Annotated in this window: 17 protein-coding genes; 8 read left to right on the top strand and 9 right to left on the bottom strand. The window is 64.0% G+C overall.

All coding sequences use genetic code 11. The annotated features are described in order from the left end of the window. Positions 1-13 precede the first annotated feature (13 nt). The 5 genes from odhB to CLV89_RS01145 all read left to right on the top strand — a co-directional run bounded on the left by odhB (position 14) and on the right by CLV89_RS01145 (position 4,594). A complete protein-coding gene (gene odhB / locus CLV89_RS01165; RefSeq protein ID WP_106161695.1) occupies positions 14-1,537 on the top strand; it encodes a 2-oxoglutarate dehydrogenase complex dihydrolipoyllysine-residue succinyltransferase in 1,524 nt (507 codons plus the stop codon). 151 nt (positions 1,538-1,688) lie between these two features. Further along, entirely contained in the window at positions 1,689-2,099 is a 411-nt protein-coding gene (locus CLV89_RS01160) for an MAPEG family protein (RefSeq protein WP_106161694.1), read from the top strand. Further along, positions 2,096-2,656 carry a L,D-transpeptidase family protein gene (locus CLV89_RS01155; protein WP_106161693.1) on the top strand — a complete coding sequence of 187 codons (561 nt, stop codon included), beginning with the start codon at positions 2,096-2,098 and terminating at the stop codon, positions 2,654-2,656. Before CLV89_RS01160 ends, CLV89_RS01155 begins: the two co-directional genes overlap by 4 nt. A gap of 137 nt (positions 2,657-2,793) precedes the next feature. Then, positions 2,794-4,191 (top strand): dihydrolipoyl dehydrogenase, encoded by a 1,398-nt coding sequence (gene lpdA / locus CLV89_RS01150; protein ID WP_106161692.1) that lies wholly within the window; start codon positions 2,794-2,796, stop codon positions 4,189-4,191. An 88-nt stretch (positions 4,192-4,279) separates the two neighbouring features. Next, on the top strand, positions 4,280-4,594 hold the full coding sequence (locus CLV89_RS01145) for an EthD family reductase (protein ID WP_106161690.1): 315 nt from the start codon (positions 4,280-4,282) through the stop codon (positions 4,592-4,594). Positions 4,595-4,817: 223 nt separating this feature from the next. On the opposite strand, the gene CLV89_RS01140 is transcribed toward CLV89_RS01145, so the two are convergent. From CLV89_RS01140 to CLV89_RS01125, 4 genes are read right to left on the bottom strand one after another with little or no spacing between them, the layout of a single operon-like run. Then, complete coding sequence (locus CLV89_RS01140) at positions 4,818-5,423, bottom strand: pyridoxamine 5'-phosphate oxidase family protein (protein WP_106161688.1); 606 nt, start codon at positions 5,421-5,423, stop codon at positions 4,818-4,820. Further along, a complete protein-coding gene (locus tag CLV89_RS01135; protein WP_106161686.1) occupies positions 5,401-6,150 on the bottom strand; it encodes a lysophospholipid acyltransferase family protein in 750 nt (249 codons plus the stop codon). The genes CLV89_RS01140 and CLV89_RS01135 overlap by 23 nt, the downstream gene beginning before the upstream one ends. Further along, a complete protein-coding gene (locus CLV89_RS01130) occupies positions 6,147-7,040 on the bottom strand; it encodes a cell division protein FtsX (protein ID WP_106161684.1) in 894 nt (297 codons plus the stop codon). Before CLV89_RS01130 ends, CLV89_RS01135 begins: the two co-directional genes overlap by 4 nt. Then, positions 7,037-7,714, bottom strand: a complete 678-nt coding sequence (locus CLV89_RS01125; RefSeq protein ID WP_106161683.1) for a cell division ATP-binding protein FtsE — start codon at positions 7,712-7,714, stop codon at positions 7,037-7,039. The genes CLV89_RS01130 and CLV89_RS01125 overlap by 4 nt, the downstream gene beginning before the upstream one ends. 213 nt (positions 7,715-7,927) lie before the next feature. On the opposite strand from CLV89_RS01125, the gene CLV89_RS01120 reads away from it, so the two are divergent. Beyond that, entirely contained in the window at positions 7,928-8,980 is a 1,053-nt protein-coding gene (locus tag CLV89_RS01120) for a zinc-ribbon domain-containing protein (RefSeq protein ID WP_106161681.1), read from the top strand. A 73-nt stretch (positions 8,981-9,053) separates the two neighbouring features. Here the strand turns inward: CLV89_RS01120 and CLV89_RS01115 are convergent, their stop codons facing one another. The 5 genes from CLV89_RS01115 to argH form a co-directional block, all read right to left on the bottom strand. Continuing rightward, the gene (locus tag CLV89_RS01115) at positions 9,054-11,702 is read right to left on the bottom strand and encodes a TIGR02302 family protein (protein WP_106161679.1); all 2,649 of its coding nucleotides are present in this window, start codon (positions 11,700-11,702) and stop codon (positions 9,054-9,056) included. Between the two features lie 118 nt (positions 11,703-11,820). Further along, positions 11,821-13,086, bottom strand: a complete 1,266-nt coding sequence (lysA, locus tag CLV89_RS01110) for a diaminopimelate decarboxylase (RefSeq protein WP_106161677.1) — start codon at positions 13,084-13,086, stop codon at positions 11,821-11,823. A gap of 149 nt (positions 13,087-13,235) precedes the next feature. Beyond that, a complete protein-coding gene (locus CLV89_RS22545) occupies positions 13,236-13,382 on the bottom strand; it encodes a hypothetical protein (RefSeq protein ID WP_165798073.1) in 147 nt (48 codons plus the stop codon). After that, positions 13,379-13,555 (bottom strand): hypothetical protein, encoded by a 177-nt coding sequence (locus tag CLV89_RS22540; protein ID WP_165798072.1) that lies wholly within the window; start codon positions 13,553-13,555, stop codon positions 13,379-13,381. Before CLV89_RS22540 ends, CLV89_RS22545 begins: the two co-directional genes overlap by 4 nt. 22 nt (positions 13,556-13,577) lie before the next feature. Next, on the bottom strand, positions 13,578-14,969 hold the full coding sequence (gene argH, locus CLV89_RS01105) for an argininosuccinate lyase (RefSeq protein WP_207796865.1): 1,392 nt from the start codon (positions 14,967-14,969) through the stop codon (positions 13,578-13,580). A 20-nt stretch (positions 14,970-14,989) separates the two neighbouring features. On the opposite strand from argH, the gene CLV89_RS01100 reads away from it, so the two are divergent. Beyond that, complete coding sequence (locus CLV89_RS01100; RefSeq protein ID WP_106161675.1) at positions 14,990-15,553, top strand: TlpA family protein disulfide reductase; 564 nt, start codon at positions 14,990-14,992, stop codon at positions 15,551-15,553. A 156-nt stretch (positions 15,554-15,709) separates the two neighbouring features. Next, positions 15,710-16,549: an EAL domain-containing protein gene (locus CLV89_RS01095; RefSeq protein ID WP_106162297.1), complete on the top strand. Its 840-nt coding sequence runs from the start codon at positions 15,710-15,712 to the stop codon at positions 16,547-16,549. Positions 16,550-16,578: the final 29 nt, after the last annotated feature.

The following is a 16,578-nucleotide window of genomic DNA, read 5'->3' as shown; positions in this document are numbered from 1 at the left end:
GAAGATTGAAATCATGACCACCGAAGTGCGCGTGCCCACCCTGGGCGAATCCGTGACCGAAGCAACGGTTGCCACCTGGTTCAAAAAGCCCGGCGATGCCGTGGCGCAGGACGAAATGCTCTGCGAGCTGGAAACCGACAAGGTCACGGTCGAGGTCCCCGCCCCGGCGGCCGGCACCCTGGCCGAGATCGTCGCCAAGGAAGGCGAAACCGTTGGCGTTGATGCCCTGCTGGCCAATATCTCCGCCGCTGGCGAGGCCGGGCAGGAAACACCGGAACCCAAGGCTGCGAGCAAGGAGGCTCCCGCTGCCGCCGCATCGGGCGGTGAAGAGACCGCCGTTGACGTGATGGTGCCCACCCTGGGCGAAAGCGTCTCTGAGGCGACCGTTTCCACTTGGTTCAAGAAGGTCGGCGACACCGTAGCGCAGGACGAAATGCTGTGTGAGCTGGAAACCGACAAGGTCTCTGTCGAGGTGCCCGCCCCCGCTGCAGGCACCCTGACCGAGATCAGCGCCGAAGAAGGCGCAACCGTGCAGGCGTCCGCCAAGCTGGGCGTGATCTCTGCAGGCGCTGGCGCAACGGCAGCGACGGCCCCGGCTGCTGCGCCTGCGGCAGCTGAAGCGCCTGCCGCCGCGTCCAAGGACGTCGCAAATGCGCCATCGGCGGAAAAGGCGATGGCCGAAGCCGGTCTCTCCGCGGATCAGGTCAAGGGTTCGGGCCGCGATGGCCGCATCATGAAAGAAGACGTCGCAAGCGCGATTTCCGCAGCCAAATCCGCACCTGCTGCGACCACCTCGACTCCGGCCGCGCCGCGCGCACCGGTCTCTGCCGATGATGCCTCGCGCGAAGAACGGGTGAAGATGACCCGTCTGCGCCAGACCATCGCCCGTCGCCTGAAGGACAGCCAGAACACCGCCGCGATGCTGACCACCTATAACGAGGTCGACATGACCGAGGTGATGGCACTGCGCAACGAGTACAAGGATCTGTTCCTGAAGAAGCACGGCGTGAAACTGGGCTTCATGTCCTTCTTCACCAAGGCCTGCGCGCACGCCCTGAAGGAAGTGCCGGAAGTCAACGCCGAGATTGACGGCACTGACATCATCTACAAGAACTTCGTGCATATGGGCATTGCCGCCGGCACGCCAACCGGCCTTGTGGTGCCAGTGATCCGCGACGTCGATGCGATGTCCTTTGCCGGTATCGAAAAGGCGATCGCCGAGAAAGGCGCGCGCGCGCGTGACGGCAAGCTGTCGATGGCGGAAATGCAGGGCGGCACCTTCACCATCTCCAACGGTGGTGTCTATGGCTCGCTGATGTCCTCGCCGATCCTGAACCCGCCGCAGTCCGGCATCCTCGGCATGCACAAGATCCAGGACCGCCCGATGGCGATCAACGGCAAGGTGGAAATCCGCCCGATGATGTATCTGGCGCTGTCCTATGACCACCGCATCGTCGACGGCAAAGGCGCTGTGACCTTCCTCGTGCGCGTCAAAGAAGCGCTGGAAGATCCCCGCCGGTTGTTGATGGATCTGTAAGCAACATCAGGGCAGCGCCCGAGCCTGGGTGGGTGCGAAAGCGCCCTCCCGTGGGGAGGGTCGGGCGCTGCCCGGCGATGCCGGGCAAGTGGAAAGCAGCAAGTGACTGCACAAGAATTGACAGAGCTATTTCGCGATATGTCGAGGTAAAATGACCCCCGAACTCACTGCTCTCACCCTCGCCGCACTCCTGCAGGTCATCCAGATCGCCCTGATGGCAGTGCCGGCCAACCTGGAACTCGGCCAGGGCAAGACCCTGTCACCGCGCGACCGCGACCGCCTTGGCGGCGATCTGCAGGATCAGGTTTCCAAACGCACCGCACGGCTTTATCGCGCGATGAACAACCACTTTGAGGGGCTGATCCTCTTCTCGATTGCCTGCGTGGTGGTCACTCTGGCCGAAGCCTCCTCGCCGGTCACCGCCGTCTGCGCCTTTGCCTACCTCGGCGCGCGCGTGCTCTACATACCGGCCTATGCCTTTGGCTGGGTGCCCTGGCGCAGCTTCATCTGGGCGGCGGGGTATCTGGCGACAGCCGCCCTGCTGGTGGCAGCCCTGCTGTGAGACTCGCCCGGCATATCCTGCGGGCGACCGTGCTCGTTCTTGGGCTTGGCGTGGCCACCTTCGGCTATACCAAGCTGATGGCGCGCGCGGGCTCGGGCACACCGCCGACGATGGCCGAAGCCCACGAACAGGCAGATGAGATCCTTGTGATCAAATCCGCCCGCGCGCTACACTTGCGCCGTGCGGGCGAAACCATCCGCAGCTACGATATTTCGCTTGGCGCTGCACCCGCAGGTCACAAACAGTCCGAGGGCGATGAACGCACGCCCGAAGGCCGCTATGAAATCGACTGGCGCAATCCAAACTCCGTCGCGCATCTGAGCCTGCATATCTCCTACCCCAATGCCGCAGACCAGGCCGCAGCCAAAGCCGCCGCGCGCGATCCTGGCGGCAACATCATGATCCACGGCTTGCCCAACGGCTGGGGGGCCTTAGGCGCACTGCACCTGATGCGGGACTGGACCGACGGCTGTATCGCGGTCACGAATACCGAGATGCGCGAGATCTGGTCCCTCGTTCCAAACGGAACCCCAATCACCATCGTCGAGGCGCTGTGATGATCCTTCAGATCGAACAAATTCGCTCTGGACATTATCGGGCGCATCTTCATCTTTTCACAAATATCTCGGGGGAGGCCCATATGGGCCGGGGGCAGAGCCCCCTCCCCGCTCAACTCCAAAGGAGCACATGACCCATGGCATCCTATGACGTCATCATCATCGGTGCAGGCCCCGGCGGCTATGTCAGCGCCATTCGCTGCGCCCAGCTGGGCCTGAAGACCGCCATCGTCGAAGGCCGCGAAACCCTTGGCGGCACCTGCCTCAACGTGGGCTGCATCCCCTCCAAGGCGCTGTTGCACGCGACCCATATGCTGCATGAGGCGGAGCACAATTTCGGCGCCATGGGCCTGAAGGGCAAAAGCCCCTCGGTCGATTGGGATCAGATGAAATCCTACAAGGATGACGTCATCGGTCAGAACACCGGCGGCGTTGAGTTCCTCATGAAGAAGAACAAGATCGACTGGCTGAAAGGCTGGGCCTCGATCACCGAGGCGGGCAAGGTCAAGGTCGGCGACGACACCCATGAGGCCAAGAACATCGTGATCGCGTCCGGCTCCGTTCCTTCCGCCCTGCCGGGCGTCGAGGTGGACAACGCCAAGGGCATCGTGGTCGACAGCACCGGCGCGCTGGAGTTGCCCAAGGTGCCAAAGAAAATGGTCGTGATCGGCGCAGGCGTCATCGGTCTGGAGCTGGGCTCGGTTTACGCGCGCCTCGGCGCCGAGGTCACCGTGGTCGAATATATGGATGCGGTCTGCCCCGGCATGGACAAGGACGTCCAGCGCGGCTTCAAGCGCATCCTCGAAAAGCAGGGTCTCAACTTCATCATGGGCGCCGCGGTCCAGGGCGTCGAGACCACCAAGACCAAGGGCAAGGTCAAGTACCAGCTGAAAAAAGGCGGCGAGGAAGAGACCCTCGACGCTGATGTGGTGCTGGTTGCCACGGGTCGCAAACCCTATGCCGAGGGCCTCGGCCTTGATGCGCTGGGTGTGAAGATGACCGAGCGCGGCCAGATCGCCACCGACGCGCAATGGGCCACCAATATCAAAGGCGTCTATGCCATCGGCGACGTCATCGAGGGTCCGATGCTGGCGCATAAGGCCGAGGACGAGGGCATGGCCGTCGCCGAGGTGATCGCGGGCAAGCATGGCCATGTGAACTATGGCGTTATTCCGGGTGTGGTCTACACCACGCCTGAGGTCGCCACCGTGGGTGCCACCGAGGACGCGCTGAAAGCCGAAGGCCGCAAGATCAAGACCGGCAAGTTCATGTTCATGGGCAACGCGCGCGCCAAGGCCGTGCATCAGGCCGAGGGTGGTTTTGTCAAACTGATCGCGGACAAGGAAACAGACCGGATTCTGGGCGCAGCGATCATCGGCCCCGGCGCCGGCGACCTGATCCACGAGATCTGCGTAGCGATGGAATTCGGCGCCTCCGCCGAGGATCTGGCCCTGACCTGCCACGCACACCCGACCTATTCCGAGGCCGTACGCGAAGCCGCCCTTGCCTGCGGCGACGGCGCGATCCACAGTTAAGCCCAACTCGGGCAACGCGCCCCGGCGCGTCCATCACCAGCGGCCCGCCTATTGGCGGGCCGTTTGCGTCCTACTCAGGAGACATGCCATGACCATCAGCCTGCAAGTGCTCTACCCCGCCTCCGATGAGGCGACGTTTGACTATGTTTATTACACCGAGACCCATCTGCCCCTGATCGAGGAACACTGGGGCGATCTGATGGAAACGGTCGAGGCCTCGCGCGGGCTGGCCGGTGGCCCGGATGTGCCTCCGCCTTACCTGCTGATCGCCACGATCACCTTTCCCGATCAGGAGGCCCTCGACACGGCCATGGGGGACAAGGGCGGCGTGATCATTGATGATGTGGCCAATTTCACCAACATCCGCCCGCAGATCCTTGTGGGCGAGTTGTTGATGAGTTGAAAAACGGGCCGATGGCTGGGACAAGCCATCGGCCCAGCCCGGAGGCACCGGGCTAAGAGAGTGGGACAGTAAGCGCCGGGTTCAGACGCTTACTGCTGCAACAAACGCGGGGCGCGTTGTTTCCATCGCAGCGGTGGAAAATTTCAAAATCATTCGCGAAGCGGGTGGTCCGGCGCTTGTCAGGTGATCGGGCCCCGATCAGGCCCGCCCACACATTGACACCTCACCACATGGTCTTTGCCGCACGTGGCGCCCATTCCTCATCATAGGCGTGACCACCTTCTTCGCCAGCCGTCTGCTCGGCGAGGATGTCCCCCATCGAAGGCAGATCGCCGCTTTCATCGCCAGAGGTCCAGAGCCGAGACCGCATCAGGGCGCGGGCGCATTGGCTGTAGATTTCCCGGATCGAGATCACGATGACCGTGCGCGGCAGCTTACCCGCCTTCTCAAACCGCTGCAGCATGTCGGGGTCGGCGGTCACTTTGGCAGTGCCATTCACACGGACTACGTTGTTGGACCCGGGCACCAGAAACATCAGCGACACCCGCCCGTCGCGCAGGATATTGCGCAAGGAATCGATGCGGTTGTTGCCGTACCAATCCGGCAGCGCCAGCGTGCCGGGGTCAAGCTCCAGCACCACCGGACCGTCATCACCGCGCGGGCTGTCGTCGGTGCCCTCGGGGCCGACCGTGGCCAGCATGCACAAGCGCGAGGCCATGATCCATTTGCGATAGAGCGGCGTCATCTGCCGCGCCACTTTTCGTAAAGAAGGCGCTCCCGGTGTCCCGTAGAGCGCCTCAAGGTCCTCAATCGATGCGACGAAGTTCATCTTTGTCAAATCCCAGTTCTGCCATTAATGCATCTGACCGGGCTTCAATGCGTGTTTCCAGCTCGGTCATAAAGACGTCCCGCGGCTCTCCCGGCGGGATCGGGTCGAGAAACTCCACCGTGCCCAAGCCCGGTTTGCGCAGAATGCCGCTGCGCGGCCACAGCAGACCCACATTGGTCGCCACCGGCACGCAAGGCTGCTTCAGTCCGACGTAGAGCACGCCGCTGCCGACCTTGTAGGACTTCTGTGCGCCCGGCGCGACACGGGTGCCCTGTGGGTAGATCACCAGCTGGCCGGGCTCGGAAAACTCTCGCGCCACATCCTGCACCATCTGGGTGATCGCTGCACCGCGCTTGCCGCGATCAACAGGGATGCAGCCGAGGCGCTTGGCATAGACACCGATGATTGGCGTCCACATCAGCTCTCGTTTCATGATGAACTTGGCCTGCGGCAGGGCGTTAAAGATAATCAGGATATCGAGAAAGCTCTGATGCTTGGCGGCGATGATGACCTCGCCCGTGGGCACGGTCCCGCGCACCTCGGAGCGGATGCCAACCATCCAGCGCGCCGACCAGATCGCCCAGCGGGCGTAGGTCTTGCAGGCTTGGCGCGCGCCGTTCTTTGACAGCAGCGCATAAGGCGCAAAGACGATGCCCAGCACCAGCATCGCCACATAGATCTGAAAGATGTAGAGCAGCGAGCGCAGATATTGAAAACCAAGGGTCACGCGAGTTCTCCGAGACGTTTGCGGGCCGCGCGGGTGGTGGCGACAAAGGCCACTGTCGCCGCGACAGGCGGAATGATGAGCGGCAGCAGCCAGCGCCAGCTCTGAAAGCCCAGCCCGGTGAGGAAACCGCCCTCCTCCGAGGCTTCGGGCATCAGGAATACCCCGATCATGCCAAGAGCCACCCCCGCGGCGGCCCCGGTCAGGGCGCGCAGGGTGAAGCGACGCACGAAGGCCTGGGCGATGTAGCTGTCCTGCGCGCCCACCAGCCGCAGCACCTCAATGACCTGCGCATTGGCGGCCAGGGCGGCATTGGCGGCCAGCGTGATCATCGCGCCCATGGCCCCCCCGATGAGCAAGATCGACACCACGCCCAGACGGCGCAGGGCAATCGCGGCCTCCACCAGAGGGCGCCGCCAGCGGGCATGATCATCCAGCACCGCGCCGGGCACCTCGGCCTGCAGGCGCAGGCGCAGACCTTGGGCATCATAGCCGGGGTCGTCTTCTGTCACCTCGATCAGCTGCGGCACCGGCAGGGTATCAAGCGGGATCCCAGCCCCGAACCAGGGCGCCAGCAGCGCGGCCTGTTCGTCCGTTGTCAGGGCGCGGGCCTTGGCCACGCCCGGCGTCTGGCGCAGGATCTGCAGTGCCGCCTCGGTCTGGGCGACGCGCTGTTCGGCAGGGGCATTGATGCGCAGGGTCGCGGCGCGGGCCAGCTCGTCCGACCAGCGTGTGGCCACCCGGCCAGAGGCCAGCGACAGGGCCAGCGCAAAAACACAGAGAAACGCCATGGCGCCGGAGACGAACAGCGTCAGCTGGGCGGTAAAGCCCGAAGGCGGCACCACACGGTCCGCCTGTGCATCGCCGATGATAAGGGCCCGCAGCGCGTTCATAGGTCCGCTCCCGCCGAGACGATCTGTCGGTTCGTCAATCGCAGCACCCGCGCCTGCACCTGGTTCTTGGCGGCGCGAATGAGCGGCAGGTCATGGGTCGCCACAAGGATCGTCTTGCCCATATGGTTGAGCTCGACGAGCAGGCGCAGCAGGCGCTGCGACATTTCCCAGTCGACGTTGCCGGTGGGTTCATCGGCAATGATCACATCGGGGCTGAGGATCACCGCGCGGGCCAGTGCCGCACGCTGACGCTCGCCGCCAGAAAGCTCCGGGGGCAGCGCGTCCATCCTCTCGGAGAGGCCGACCCAGTTCATCAGCTCTTTCAGGTTGGCCTGCTCTTCGGTCAGCCCGCGTCCCGAGACCGTCAGCGGCAGGGCGATGTTTTCCACCACCGGCAGGTGATCGAGAAAGCGGCAGTCCTGATGCACCACACCGACACGCCGGCGCAGATAGGCCATCTGGTCGCGATCCAGCCCCTTCACGTCCATGTTGAAGGCGCGCACCCGGCCCGCGGTGGGGGTCAGGGAGCCGTAGCAGAGCTTCAGCAACGTGGTCTTGCCCGCGCCGGAGGGGCCGGTCAGAAAGTGGAACGAGCCGGGCGCCAGCTGTACCGAGAGGTTGCTGAACAGCTCTCCCCCGCCATAGTTATAGCCCACATCTTCGAGTTCGATCACGATTGCATCCCAGCCCGGTGTATTGCGGTCGTCCCGCGTTCCATCGCGATGTTTTGCACGAGCATTGCGGCAGTTTCAATGGTGCGCAGGTCGCTCAGATGGGCTCAAACTGCCATCTGCGGGGGGATTGGCTCTTTCTTGCCTTTCAGGAAGTTACTATGATTACGGGTGAATTCACTTTTTCGCGGTCAGAAGGCCCACCAAGGAGACCGGATGAGACTCATTTGCCCCAATTGCGGCGCACAGTATGAGGTGCCCGAGGACGTGATCCCGGACGACGGGCGCGATGTGCAATGCTCCAATTGCGGCGATACCTGGTTCCAACCCTCCGCTCAGATGCAGGCACAGGCGGAGGCAGCCCCGGAAGAGGACAGCGCCCCGGTGCAGGCCGCGCCCTCTCCCGCGCCAGAACGTGAACCGGACCCTGTTCCGCCAGCCGAGCCAGAGCAGCAGCCCGCCCCGGAACCACAGCCAATCCCTGAACCACAGCCTGAACCACAGCCAGCCCCCACCCCGCAGGAAGTGCCCGAGCCGGAACCAGAAGACCCCTGGCCGCCCACGCCGGAGCCGGAGGTGCAGACTGCGCCCTCCGAGGCGCCTAAGGAGGAGGAGCCCTCCGTGGTTGCGGACAGCCCCGCCAATGCCGCGGATGACGGTTCGGATGACGACGACGAAGAGGACGACGCGGCAGAGGCGCCGTCTCATATAGCGGTCCCGCCTCCGGCAACCGCAGAGGCGGCGCCACGGCGGCGGCTCGATCCGGAGGTTTCGCGCGTGTTGCGCGAAGAGGCGATGCGCGAGGAAGCCCTGCGGTCTGGTGGAGAGGGGCTTGAAACCCAGACGGAGCTGGGTCTTGAGACCCCAGCCGAAGATGAAACCGCCCGGCGGACCCGTGAAGCACAGGATCGCGTGGCGCGGATGCAGGGACAACCGTCACCGCCGCCCGACCGTCCCGCGCCAGAGGTCACATCCCGCCGTGGCCTGTTGCCAGATATCGAAGAGATCAACACCAGCGGCCCCGGAGAGGCGAAAGCTGCGCCACCGCCCGTGGACGCGGAGCGCCCCGCCCCGCGCAAGAGCGGGTTTTCGCGGGGGTTCCTGCTGGTGATTCTTCTGATGGTGGCGGCGATCCTCGTCTACACGAATGCGCCGCTGATCGCCGAGCGGCTGCCGCAAGCCGATCCCTATATCAGCGGCTACGTGGCCTGGGTGGATCAGTGGCGGCTGTGGCTGGATACGCAAGCCAAGGCGCTGGCCGCAGAATAACGCGATCAAGACCACAGAGCAAAGCCGCGCATCCCCTTCCGGGTTGCGCGGCTTTTGCGTCGGCATCTCTGCATCAAAACTTGTCGAGCAGCCGCTGCAGGTAGTTGCGTTCGCCTTCGCTGCGCTCACGTTCGCCAGCGCGGCGACGAATTTCCTCCAGCAGATCCCAAGCGCGGCGATAGGCCTGCCCGTTGCCGATGGTATCCGAGCGCAAGGTATCACCGCCCTGCCCCCCACGATCCCGGCCCAGAGGGTCGAGCGCGTTGCCCTGTCGATTGCCCTGCCCTTGCTGGGTGCCGGGTTGCTGGCCCTGCTGCTGTTGCTCTGCCATGGCCTCGCCCAATGCTCGCATACCGTCGCGCATGGCCTCCATGGCTTCGGACTGGCGGTCGATGGCTTCGGCGTAATCGCCCCCGCGCAGGGCCTCCTCGGCGCCCTCCATGGCCCGGCCGGCCTGATCCAGGCTGTCGCGTGCGGCCTCGCCCTCGGCGCCGCCCAAGGGCAGGCCGTCACGTTGGCGTTGCAGTTCGTTGCGCAGGGTCTGTTGACGCTGCGCCAGATCCTCGGGGCTGTTGCCACCGGCGGATCCCTGTCCACCCTCGCCCTGCTGTTGCCCCTGCTGCTGGCCGGGTGACTGGCCATCGCTGCCCTCGCCCCCTTCGCCGCCGCCCTCATGGCTGTCGCCCCGACCAAGGCCGCCATTGCGCCCTTCGTTGCCTTGGCTCTGGCCACGTTGCGCATTGGGGTTGAACTGTTCCTGCAGGTCGCGGAATGCCTGATCGGAGAGGCCCTGCTGTTCGCGCAATGTATCCGCGAGCCCTTCCATCGCCTCCTGCCCGGGATTGCTGCCCTCTCCGGCCTCGCCCTGCGTGACCTGCATATTCTCCATCATCTGCTGGAACTCGCGCAGCGCCTGCTCTGCCTCCGCCATGCGGCCCTGCTCCATGAGGTCCTGAATGCGGTCCATCATCGCCTGCAGATCCGACTGGCTGAGCTGAATGGCGTTGTCCCGGCTCTCGCGCCCGTCCTCCCCTTCTGCCTCGGACTGGGCCTGACGCGACAATTGGCGCATGTAATCCTGCGTTGCCTCGCGCAGCTCCTGCATGAGGCGCGCGATTTCCTCGTCACTGGCGCCATCGCGCATTGCCTGGCTCAGACGTTCCTGAGCCTGTTGCATGCGCGCCAGCGCGTCGCCGACATCGCCGTCCTCAAGCTGGTTCGCCAGAGCCCAGAGAGCCGCTGCAATCTCGTCCTGATGCGCGGCGCTCAGCTCTGCCTCGGTGGTATAGCCTTCCAGCCGCTTCAGAATGGTGCGCAGTTGCAGATAGTTGCCCATGTCGTGAAAGACGTCCTCGGGCCGATGTGTGAGTGTGCGCAGGATCTGCGCCACGCGTGGGCCATTGGCGCGCGCCCAGAGAAGATCGCGGCGCTGTTCGATCAGGGCCGCCGCCATGGGGTCGAAGAAACGCCGGGCGGTCAGCGGCGCGGACAGGGTTGCAGGCGTGCTCTGCTGCGCGGCCGCATCCTCGGATCTGAAGCTGTAGGTTACCGGCATATTCGCCCAAGGGTGCGCCGAAAACTCCTCGACCAGCGCCTCGCTGAACAGACGGCGGTCCCCTGTCAGGGACAGAGGCAAGGCCAGCTCGACAGGCGCGCGGGGGTCGGGCGTGGTGGCCAAGCCGTGGCGGCGGTCCAACGCGTCCTCATCAAGGGTGATCACGATACTGCCCCCCACCACGCCGTAATCATCAGAGGCGCTGAATGGCAGCGTCAGGGTGCCATCTGCGGAGAGGTCCGGCTCCCCGGCGATGGACACGCGCGGGGCTTCATCCTCGATCACCTCGATCTGCCAATCGCGCCCGCCGGGGCCGTCGATGGTCAGATTGCCCGCCTGTGTCACCACAAAGCTCTGCTCGGGTTCGGAGGCAGAGGGAAGCTCTCCGGTGCGGCCGGAGATGGTCTCGGCCAGGGTCAGATCGCCAACCTCGCCATAAAACCGCAGGGTTATCTGGCTGTTGTCGGGAATGCGCAGCGACGGGTCCGTCATGTCACCAAGGTAGAGCGTTGGCAGACCGGTATAGCGCGGCGGCTCCACCCAGCCTTCCCACGTCGGCCCCGAGAGGCCCGCGGTACCGCTGCCCGGCATGAGATCCGCGACCGACCCGGTGCGCCACGCAGTGCCGAACAGCGCCCCGGTCACCAGCACCAGAAGCGCCACGTAGCGCAGGGCATAGGGGTCACGATCCGCGATGCGCAGGTTGGGCGCCGGCGCCTCGGCCTGCGCGGCGCGGGCTGCCATTCGATCCTGATGGGCGCGCCACAGCGCGATGGAGGCGGGATCCCGCGCACCGGAGGCCTGGGTGTCCAGAATCGCTGCAATCGGGCGGCCCGGAAGGGTCTCGTCCAGTCGCAACAGCGCCTCGTGCCGAGTCGGCCAGCGAAAACGCCATGCTCCCCAGATCAGCGCGGCGACGGCGCCTGTTGCCACCAGAACAGCCAGTGTCCAGACGGCCTCCAGCAGGATCCAGTCGAGTATCCCCAGCAGCACCAGACCAAGCGCCAGAAACAGGATCGTGGCCAGCGGCCAGAAGGCGCGCCAGATCCGCTCTGCCACCATACCCAGACGCGTAAACGCCAATGCACGGCGCAGCGGTGCCAGCGCCGCCGTGCTGTGGGTCGGGTGCTCCTCGACAGCTGTGTCGGGGGGGATGTGCTCGGTCATACCGCTCTGCCTCCGCGCGCGGCCCGGCAAAGACGGGGCCGCCTGTCGTGTGTCCACTGCCCCCGGAGGCCCGACCGCATGTGTGGCTTCACATGCGCGGTCGGGACTGCCGTGACGGTCAGAGCCACTCCGGGATGGTATCGCGATTTATCATGTCGTCAAAGGTCGGGCGTTGCCGAATGACTGCAAATTGATCGCCATGCACCAGAACCTCGGGGATCAGCGGGCGGGAGTTATACTCGCTCGACATCACCGCGCCATAGGCCCCGGCACTGCGAAAGGCGACCATATCCCCCGCTTCCAATGGAGGCATAAGCCGCGCCTTGGCAAAGGTGTCGCCGCTTTCGCAGACCGGACCGACGATATCATAGGGCTGCGGCTCAACGCCGGGCGTGGCTTCGGTGACGGGCACGATATCGTGGTAGGCCTCGTACATCGCCGGGCGGATCAGGTCATTCATCGCACCGTCGAGGATCAGGAAATCGCGACCTTCGCCGTGTTTCACGTAGATCACCTTGGACACCATCAAACCCGCATTGCCGGCAATCAACCGGCCCGGCTCGATTTCGATCTCGCAGTTCAGATGGCCCAGCTCTTCCTTGATCATCTGGCCGTATTCGACCGGCAGCGGCGGGGCCTCATTTGATCGCGTGTAGGGAATGCCCAGCCCGCCCCCAAGATCGAGGCGGCGGATGTCGTGGCCATCCTCGCGCAAGGCCTGCGTCAGCTCCGCAACCTTTTGATAAGCAAGGCGGAACGGGTCGAGATCCGTGAGCTGAGAGCCGATGTGAACGTCGATCCCGATGACCTCAAGCCCTGGCAGGCTGGCGGCATGGGCGTAGACCTCGCGGGCGCGCGCAATGGGGATGCCGAATTTGTTCTCGGACTTGCCGGTCGCAATCTTGGCGTGGGTCTTGGCATCCACATCCGGGTTCACCCGCACGGTGATCGGCGCGGTCGTTCCCAGCTCCAATGCGACGGCGTTGATCACCTCCATCTCCGGCTCGGATTCGACGTTGAACTGGCGGATGCCGCCGCTCAGCGCGTAGCGGATTTCGTCAGCAGTCTTGCCAACGCCGGAAAAGACGATCTTGTCGCCCGGCACGCCTGCGGCTTTGGCGCGACGATATTCGCCCTCGCTCACCACATCCATGCCCGCGCCCGCCTCGGCCAGCGTCTTCAGGATGGCCTGATTGGAGGCCGCCTTCATCGCGTAGCAGACCAGATGGTCGGTGCCCTCCAATGCCTCATCGAACAGGCGGAAATGGCGCAGCAACGTCGCGGTGGAATAGACGTAGAACGGCGTGCCCACCGTAGCGGCAATCTCGGCTACGGGGACATCTTCGGCGTGCAAAACGCCATCGCGATAGAGAAAATGATCCATGGCCCGCGTTTAGGGCAAAAACAGACCCTTGGGCAAATGATTCCAATGTGCGGGTACAGTCTTTGCAGCCGCCGCGGGCTGTCCCTGCCGTTTTACCGAGAGGCGTGGCGGTGGTTCACCGTTACCGGCAGGACGCGAGGCAGGCCATGTCAGTCGCCCAGAACAACGCCCACGCGGGCTTCGCCCGAGATATGAATGCCCGGCTCTGTTGGCTCTGAGCGTTCTTTCAGGGGCGCGCCAGAGTAATCGCAGCCCGCCACAACGGCCAGACACAGGATCAATGCAGTGCGGGTCATAGGCCGATACTCACGGAAACGGGGCCTTTGCTGACCCCCACCGCGCCGCCCAGATGGACGCCGCTGCCAGAGATCCCGAGACCCGCATTCAGGCTCGGGCGCACGGGTTCGCCGTCCACACCGCAGGCGGTGAGCGACAGAACAAGACCGAGAGCAATCAGAACACGGGTCATAGGGGTCTCCTAAAGGCGGGCCTCAGCCCAGGATCTCTTTCCAGCGGGCGACCTGCGCGCGCACTTCAATGGGCGCGGTGCCCCCGTAGGACGTGCGCGAATTCACCGAATTCTCCACACCCAACACGGTAAAGATATCCTCGGTGATGCCGTCATGCACGCTTTTCATGTCCTCAAGGCTGAGATCTGGCAGATCCACGCCGCGCGACTCGGCCATCGCCACCAGCGCGCCGGTCACATGGTGGGCATCGCGGAACGGCACCTTGAGCACCCGCACCATCCAATCCGCCAGATCGGTGGCGGTGGAGAAGCCGGAACCAGCCGCCGCCGCGAGGCTGTCGCGGTTGGCGCTCATGTCCTTGACCATGCCCTGCATCGCCGCCAGCGCCAGCATCCAGTTGTCGGCGGCATCAAAGACCTGTTCCTTGTCTTCCTGCATGTCCTTGGAATAGGCCAGCGGCAGCCCCTTCATCACCATCATCAGCGCGGTGTTTGCGCCAAAGATCCGGCCCACCTTGGCGCGGATCAGCTCGGCGGCGTCGGGGTTCTTCTTCTGCGGCATGATCGAGGAACCGGTGGAGAAGCGGTCCGACAGGGTCACAAAACGGAACTGGGCCGACGACCAGATCACCAGCTCCTCGGCAAAACGGCTGAGGTGCATGGCGCAAATCGAGGCGACGGACAGGAACTCCAGCGCGAAATCGCGATCCGACACGGCATCCAGCGAGTTGGCGGTGGGGCGGTCAAAGCCCAAGGCGTTGGCGGTCATGTCGCGGTCGATCGGAAAGGAGGTCCCGGCGAGCGCGGCAGAGCCAAGCGGCGATTCGTTCATCCGGGCGCGCGCATCGCGGACACGGGACAGATCACGGCCAAACATCTCGACATAAGCCATCATGTGGTGGCCCCAGGTCACCGGCTGTGCAACCTGCAGGTGGGTGAAGCCCGGCATCACCCAGTCGGCACCCGCCTCGGCCTGGTCGACCAGCGCGGCGATCAGCGCCTCAAGCCCCTTGGCGGCGGCGTCCAGCTGGTCGCGCACCCAGAGTTTGAAGTCAGTCGCCACCTGATCGTTGCGCGAGCGGCCCGTGTGCAGACGGCCCGCCGGTTCGCCGATGATCTCCTTCAGGCGCGATTCCACGTTCATGTGGATGTCTTCCAGCGCGGTGGAGAACTGGAACTGACCGCTTTCAATCTCTGACAAAACGGTGAGCAGGCCTTCACGGATCGCCTCGGCATCATTATCCGTAATCACACCGGCCGCGGCGAGCATCGCCGCATGAGCCCGAGAGCCCGCGATGTCCTGTGCTGCCATGCGCTGGTCGAACCCGATCGAGGCGTTGATCGCCTCCATGATCGCGTCCGGTCCGGCGGCAAAGCGGCCGCCCCACATCTGGTTCGAGGTCTTGTCTGTCATGGCCCAACCCTGGAGATACTATGCGTCTTGTTCGTCAGCTTTCCCTTTATATGGCCCTTGCCCTCGGTGCAAATGCCGCCTTCGCCGCCGATCTGAGCACCGTCGAGGCCCTGCGCGAGGGCGACATGCAGAAATTGGTTTTCCACAGTGAGGCCAAACCGGCCTCTGATGCGGCTTTCGAGCTGGCAGATGATGCCGGTCAGGCGCATCTGTCTGACTATGAAGGCAAATATGTGCTGGTGAACTTCTGGGCCACCTGGTGCCCGCCCTGTCGCAAGGAAATGCCGATGCTCTCGGCCCTGCAGGACGAATTCGGCGGCGACACTTTCGAAGTTCTGACGCTGGCGACGGGTCGGAACAATCCCGCCGGCATCAAGAAGTTCTTTGACGAGATCGGCGTGACCAACCTGCCGCGCCATCAGGACCCCAAGGGCGCCGTAGCCCGCGACATGGCGGTGCTGGGCCTGCCGATCACCGTCATTCTGGACCCAGAAGGGAATGAAATCGCCCGGTTGCGGGGCGAAGCGGACTGGAATTCCGACAGTGCCCGCGCCGTGATCGGTGCATTGGTGGCAGGCTCCTGACTGCAACTGACCTGCCCTCTCGTCCTGCGGGAGGGCAGCTAGATAAAATGCCGTTCTTAATCCCCATGCAACTCTTTTGGAAGATTGTAGGGTCATTGGACAACTCGATCGGCGTCCACAACCGCCCGGTCGCCGCAAACCGATGGGGTTTTGAAGGTGAAGAAAAGGCATTTCTGGAAAACCGACATCCCGGAAGGGGCGGAAAACCCGCTCTCTGCAGCCGTAGTGGCCCGGGATCGCAACGTCGTGGACATGGTGGCGGAGGCGGTCAAACACGACCAGACCCTTCTGGCCTATCAGCCCATTGTACAAAGCCACGCGACAGACATGATCGCCTTCTACGAGGGCTACATCCGTGTGATGGACGCCACGGGCCGTATTATCCCGGCACGGGAATTCATGAGCGTGATCGAAGAGCGCGAGTTGGGGCGCAAGCTCGACTGTCTGGCACTGGAGCAGAGCCTCCGGGTACTGCAGCGCAATCCCAACGTGCGCATGTCCGTCAATATGTCCGCCCGTTCCATCGGCTACAGCCAATGGAACAAGGTACTGGAACGCTTTCTCGAAAACAGCGAATTCCTTGGCGAACGGCTGGTGCTGGAGATTTCCGAAGCCTCCGCAATGGCGGCACCAGAGCTGGTGATCGACTTCATGGACCAGATGCAGCAACACGGCATTGCCTTTGCACTGGATAATTTTGGCGCCGGCACCACGGCAATCGGACATTTTCGCGAGTTCTTCTTCGATGCGGTGAAGATCGACGGGCAGTTTGTCCGGGGCGTTCATGCAAACCACGACAATCAGGCCGTGATCCGCGCCCTGATCGCAATCGCCAAGCAGTTCGACATGTTCATCGTTGCCGAATCCGTCGAACGGCAAGAGGACGCCGAATTCCTGATCGAGGCGGGTGCCGATTGCTTGCAAGGCTTCCTCTATGGTGCTCCGTCGATCACCCCACCGTGGCAGGCGGAAAACGACGCGCGCGCCCGCGCCTGAGGTCACCCGAAGCACCGATTCGCGACGCT

The sequence above is a fragment of the Tritonibacter scottomollicae genome, assembly GCF_003003215.1.
GTDB lineage: Bacteria > Pseudomonadota > Alphaproteobacteria > Rhodobacterales > Rhodobacteraceae > Epibacterium > Epibacterium scottomollicae.
Note: the sequence above shows the minus strand (reverse complement) of the source record. Positions and strands in the feature narration are given on the sequence as shown.

Excerpts from the sequence above, each read along its gene's own strand:
- odhB (WP_106161695.1), top strand. The coding sequence starts at position 14 with ATGACCACCGAAGTGCGCGTGCCCACCCTGGGCGAATCCGTGACCGAA.
- CLV89_RS01160 (WP_106161694.1), top strand. The coding sequence starts at position 1,689 with ATGACCCCCGAACTCACTGCTCTCACCCTCGCCGCACTCCTGCAGGTC.
- lpdA (WP_106161692.1), top strand. The coding sequence starts at position 2,794 with ATGGCATCCTATGACGTCATCATCATCGGTGCAGGCCCCGGCGGCTAT.
- CLV89_RS01145 (WP_106161690.1), top strand. The coding sequence starts at position 4,280 with ATGACCATCAGCCTGCAAGTGCTCTACCCCGCCTCCGATGAGGCGACG.
- CLV89_RS01140 (WP_106161688.1), bottom strand. The coding sequence starts at position 5,423 with ATGAACTTCGTCGCATCGATTGAGGACCTTGAGGCGCTCTACGGGACA.
- CLV89_RS01130 (WP_106161684.1), bottom strand. The coding sequence starts at position 7,040 with ATGAACGCGCTGCGGGCCCTTATCATCGGCGATGCACAGGCGGACCGT.
- CLV89_RS01120 (WP_106161681.1), top strand. The coding sequence starts at position 7,928 with ATGAGACTCATTTGCCCCAATTGCGGCGCACAGTATGAGGTGCCCGAG.
- CLV89_RS01115 (WP_106161679.1), bottom strand. The coding sequence starts at position 11,702 with ATGACCGAGCACATCCCCCCCGACACAGCTGTCGAGGAGCACCCGACC.
- lysA (WP_106161677.1), bottom strand. The coding sequence starts at position 13,086 with ATGGATCATTTTCTCTATCGCGATGGCGTTTTGCACGCCGAAGATGTC.
- CLV89_RS22545 (WP_165798073.1), bottom strand. The coding sequence starts at position 13,382 with ATGACCCGCACTGCATTGATCCTGTGTCTGGCCGTTGTGGCGGGCTGC.
- CLV89_RS22540 (WP_165798072.1), bottom strand. The coding sequence starts at position 13,555 with ATGACCCGTGTTCTGATTGCTCTCGGTCTTGTTCTGTCGCTCACCGCC.
- argH (WP_207796865.1), bottom strand. The coding sequence starts at position 14,969 with ATGACAGACAAGACCTCGAACCAGATGTGGGGCGGCCGCTTTGCCGCC.
- CLV89_RS01100 (WP_106161675.1), top strand. The coding sequence starts at position 14,990 with ATGCGTCTTGTTCGTCAGCTTTCCCTTTATATGGCCCTTGCCCTCGGT.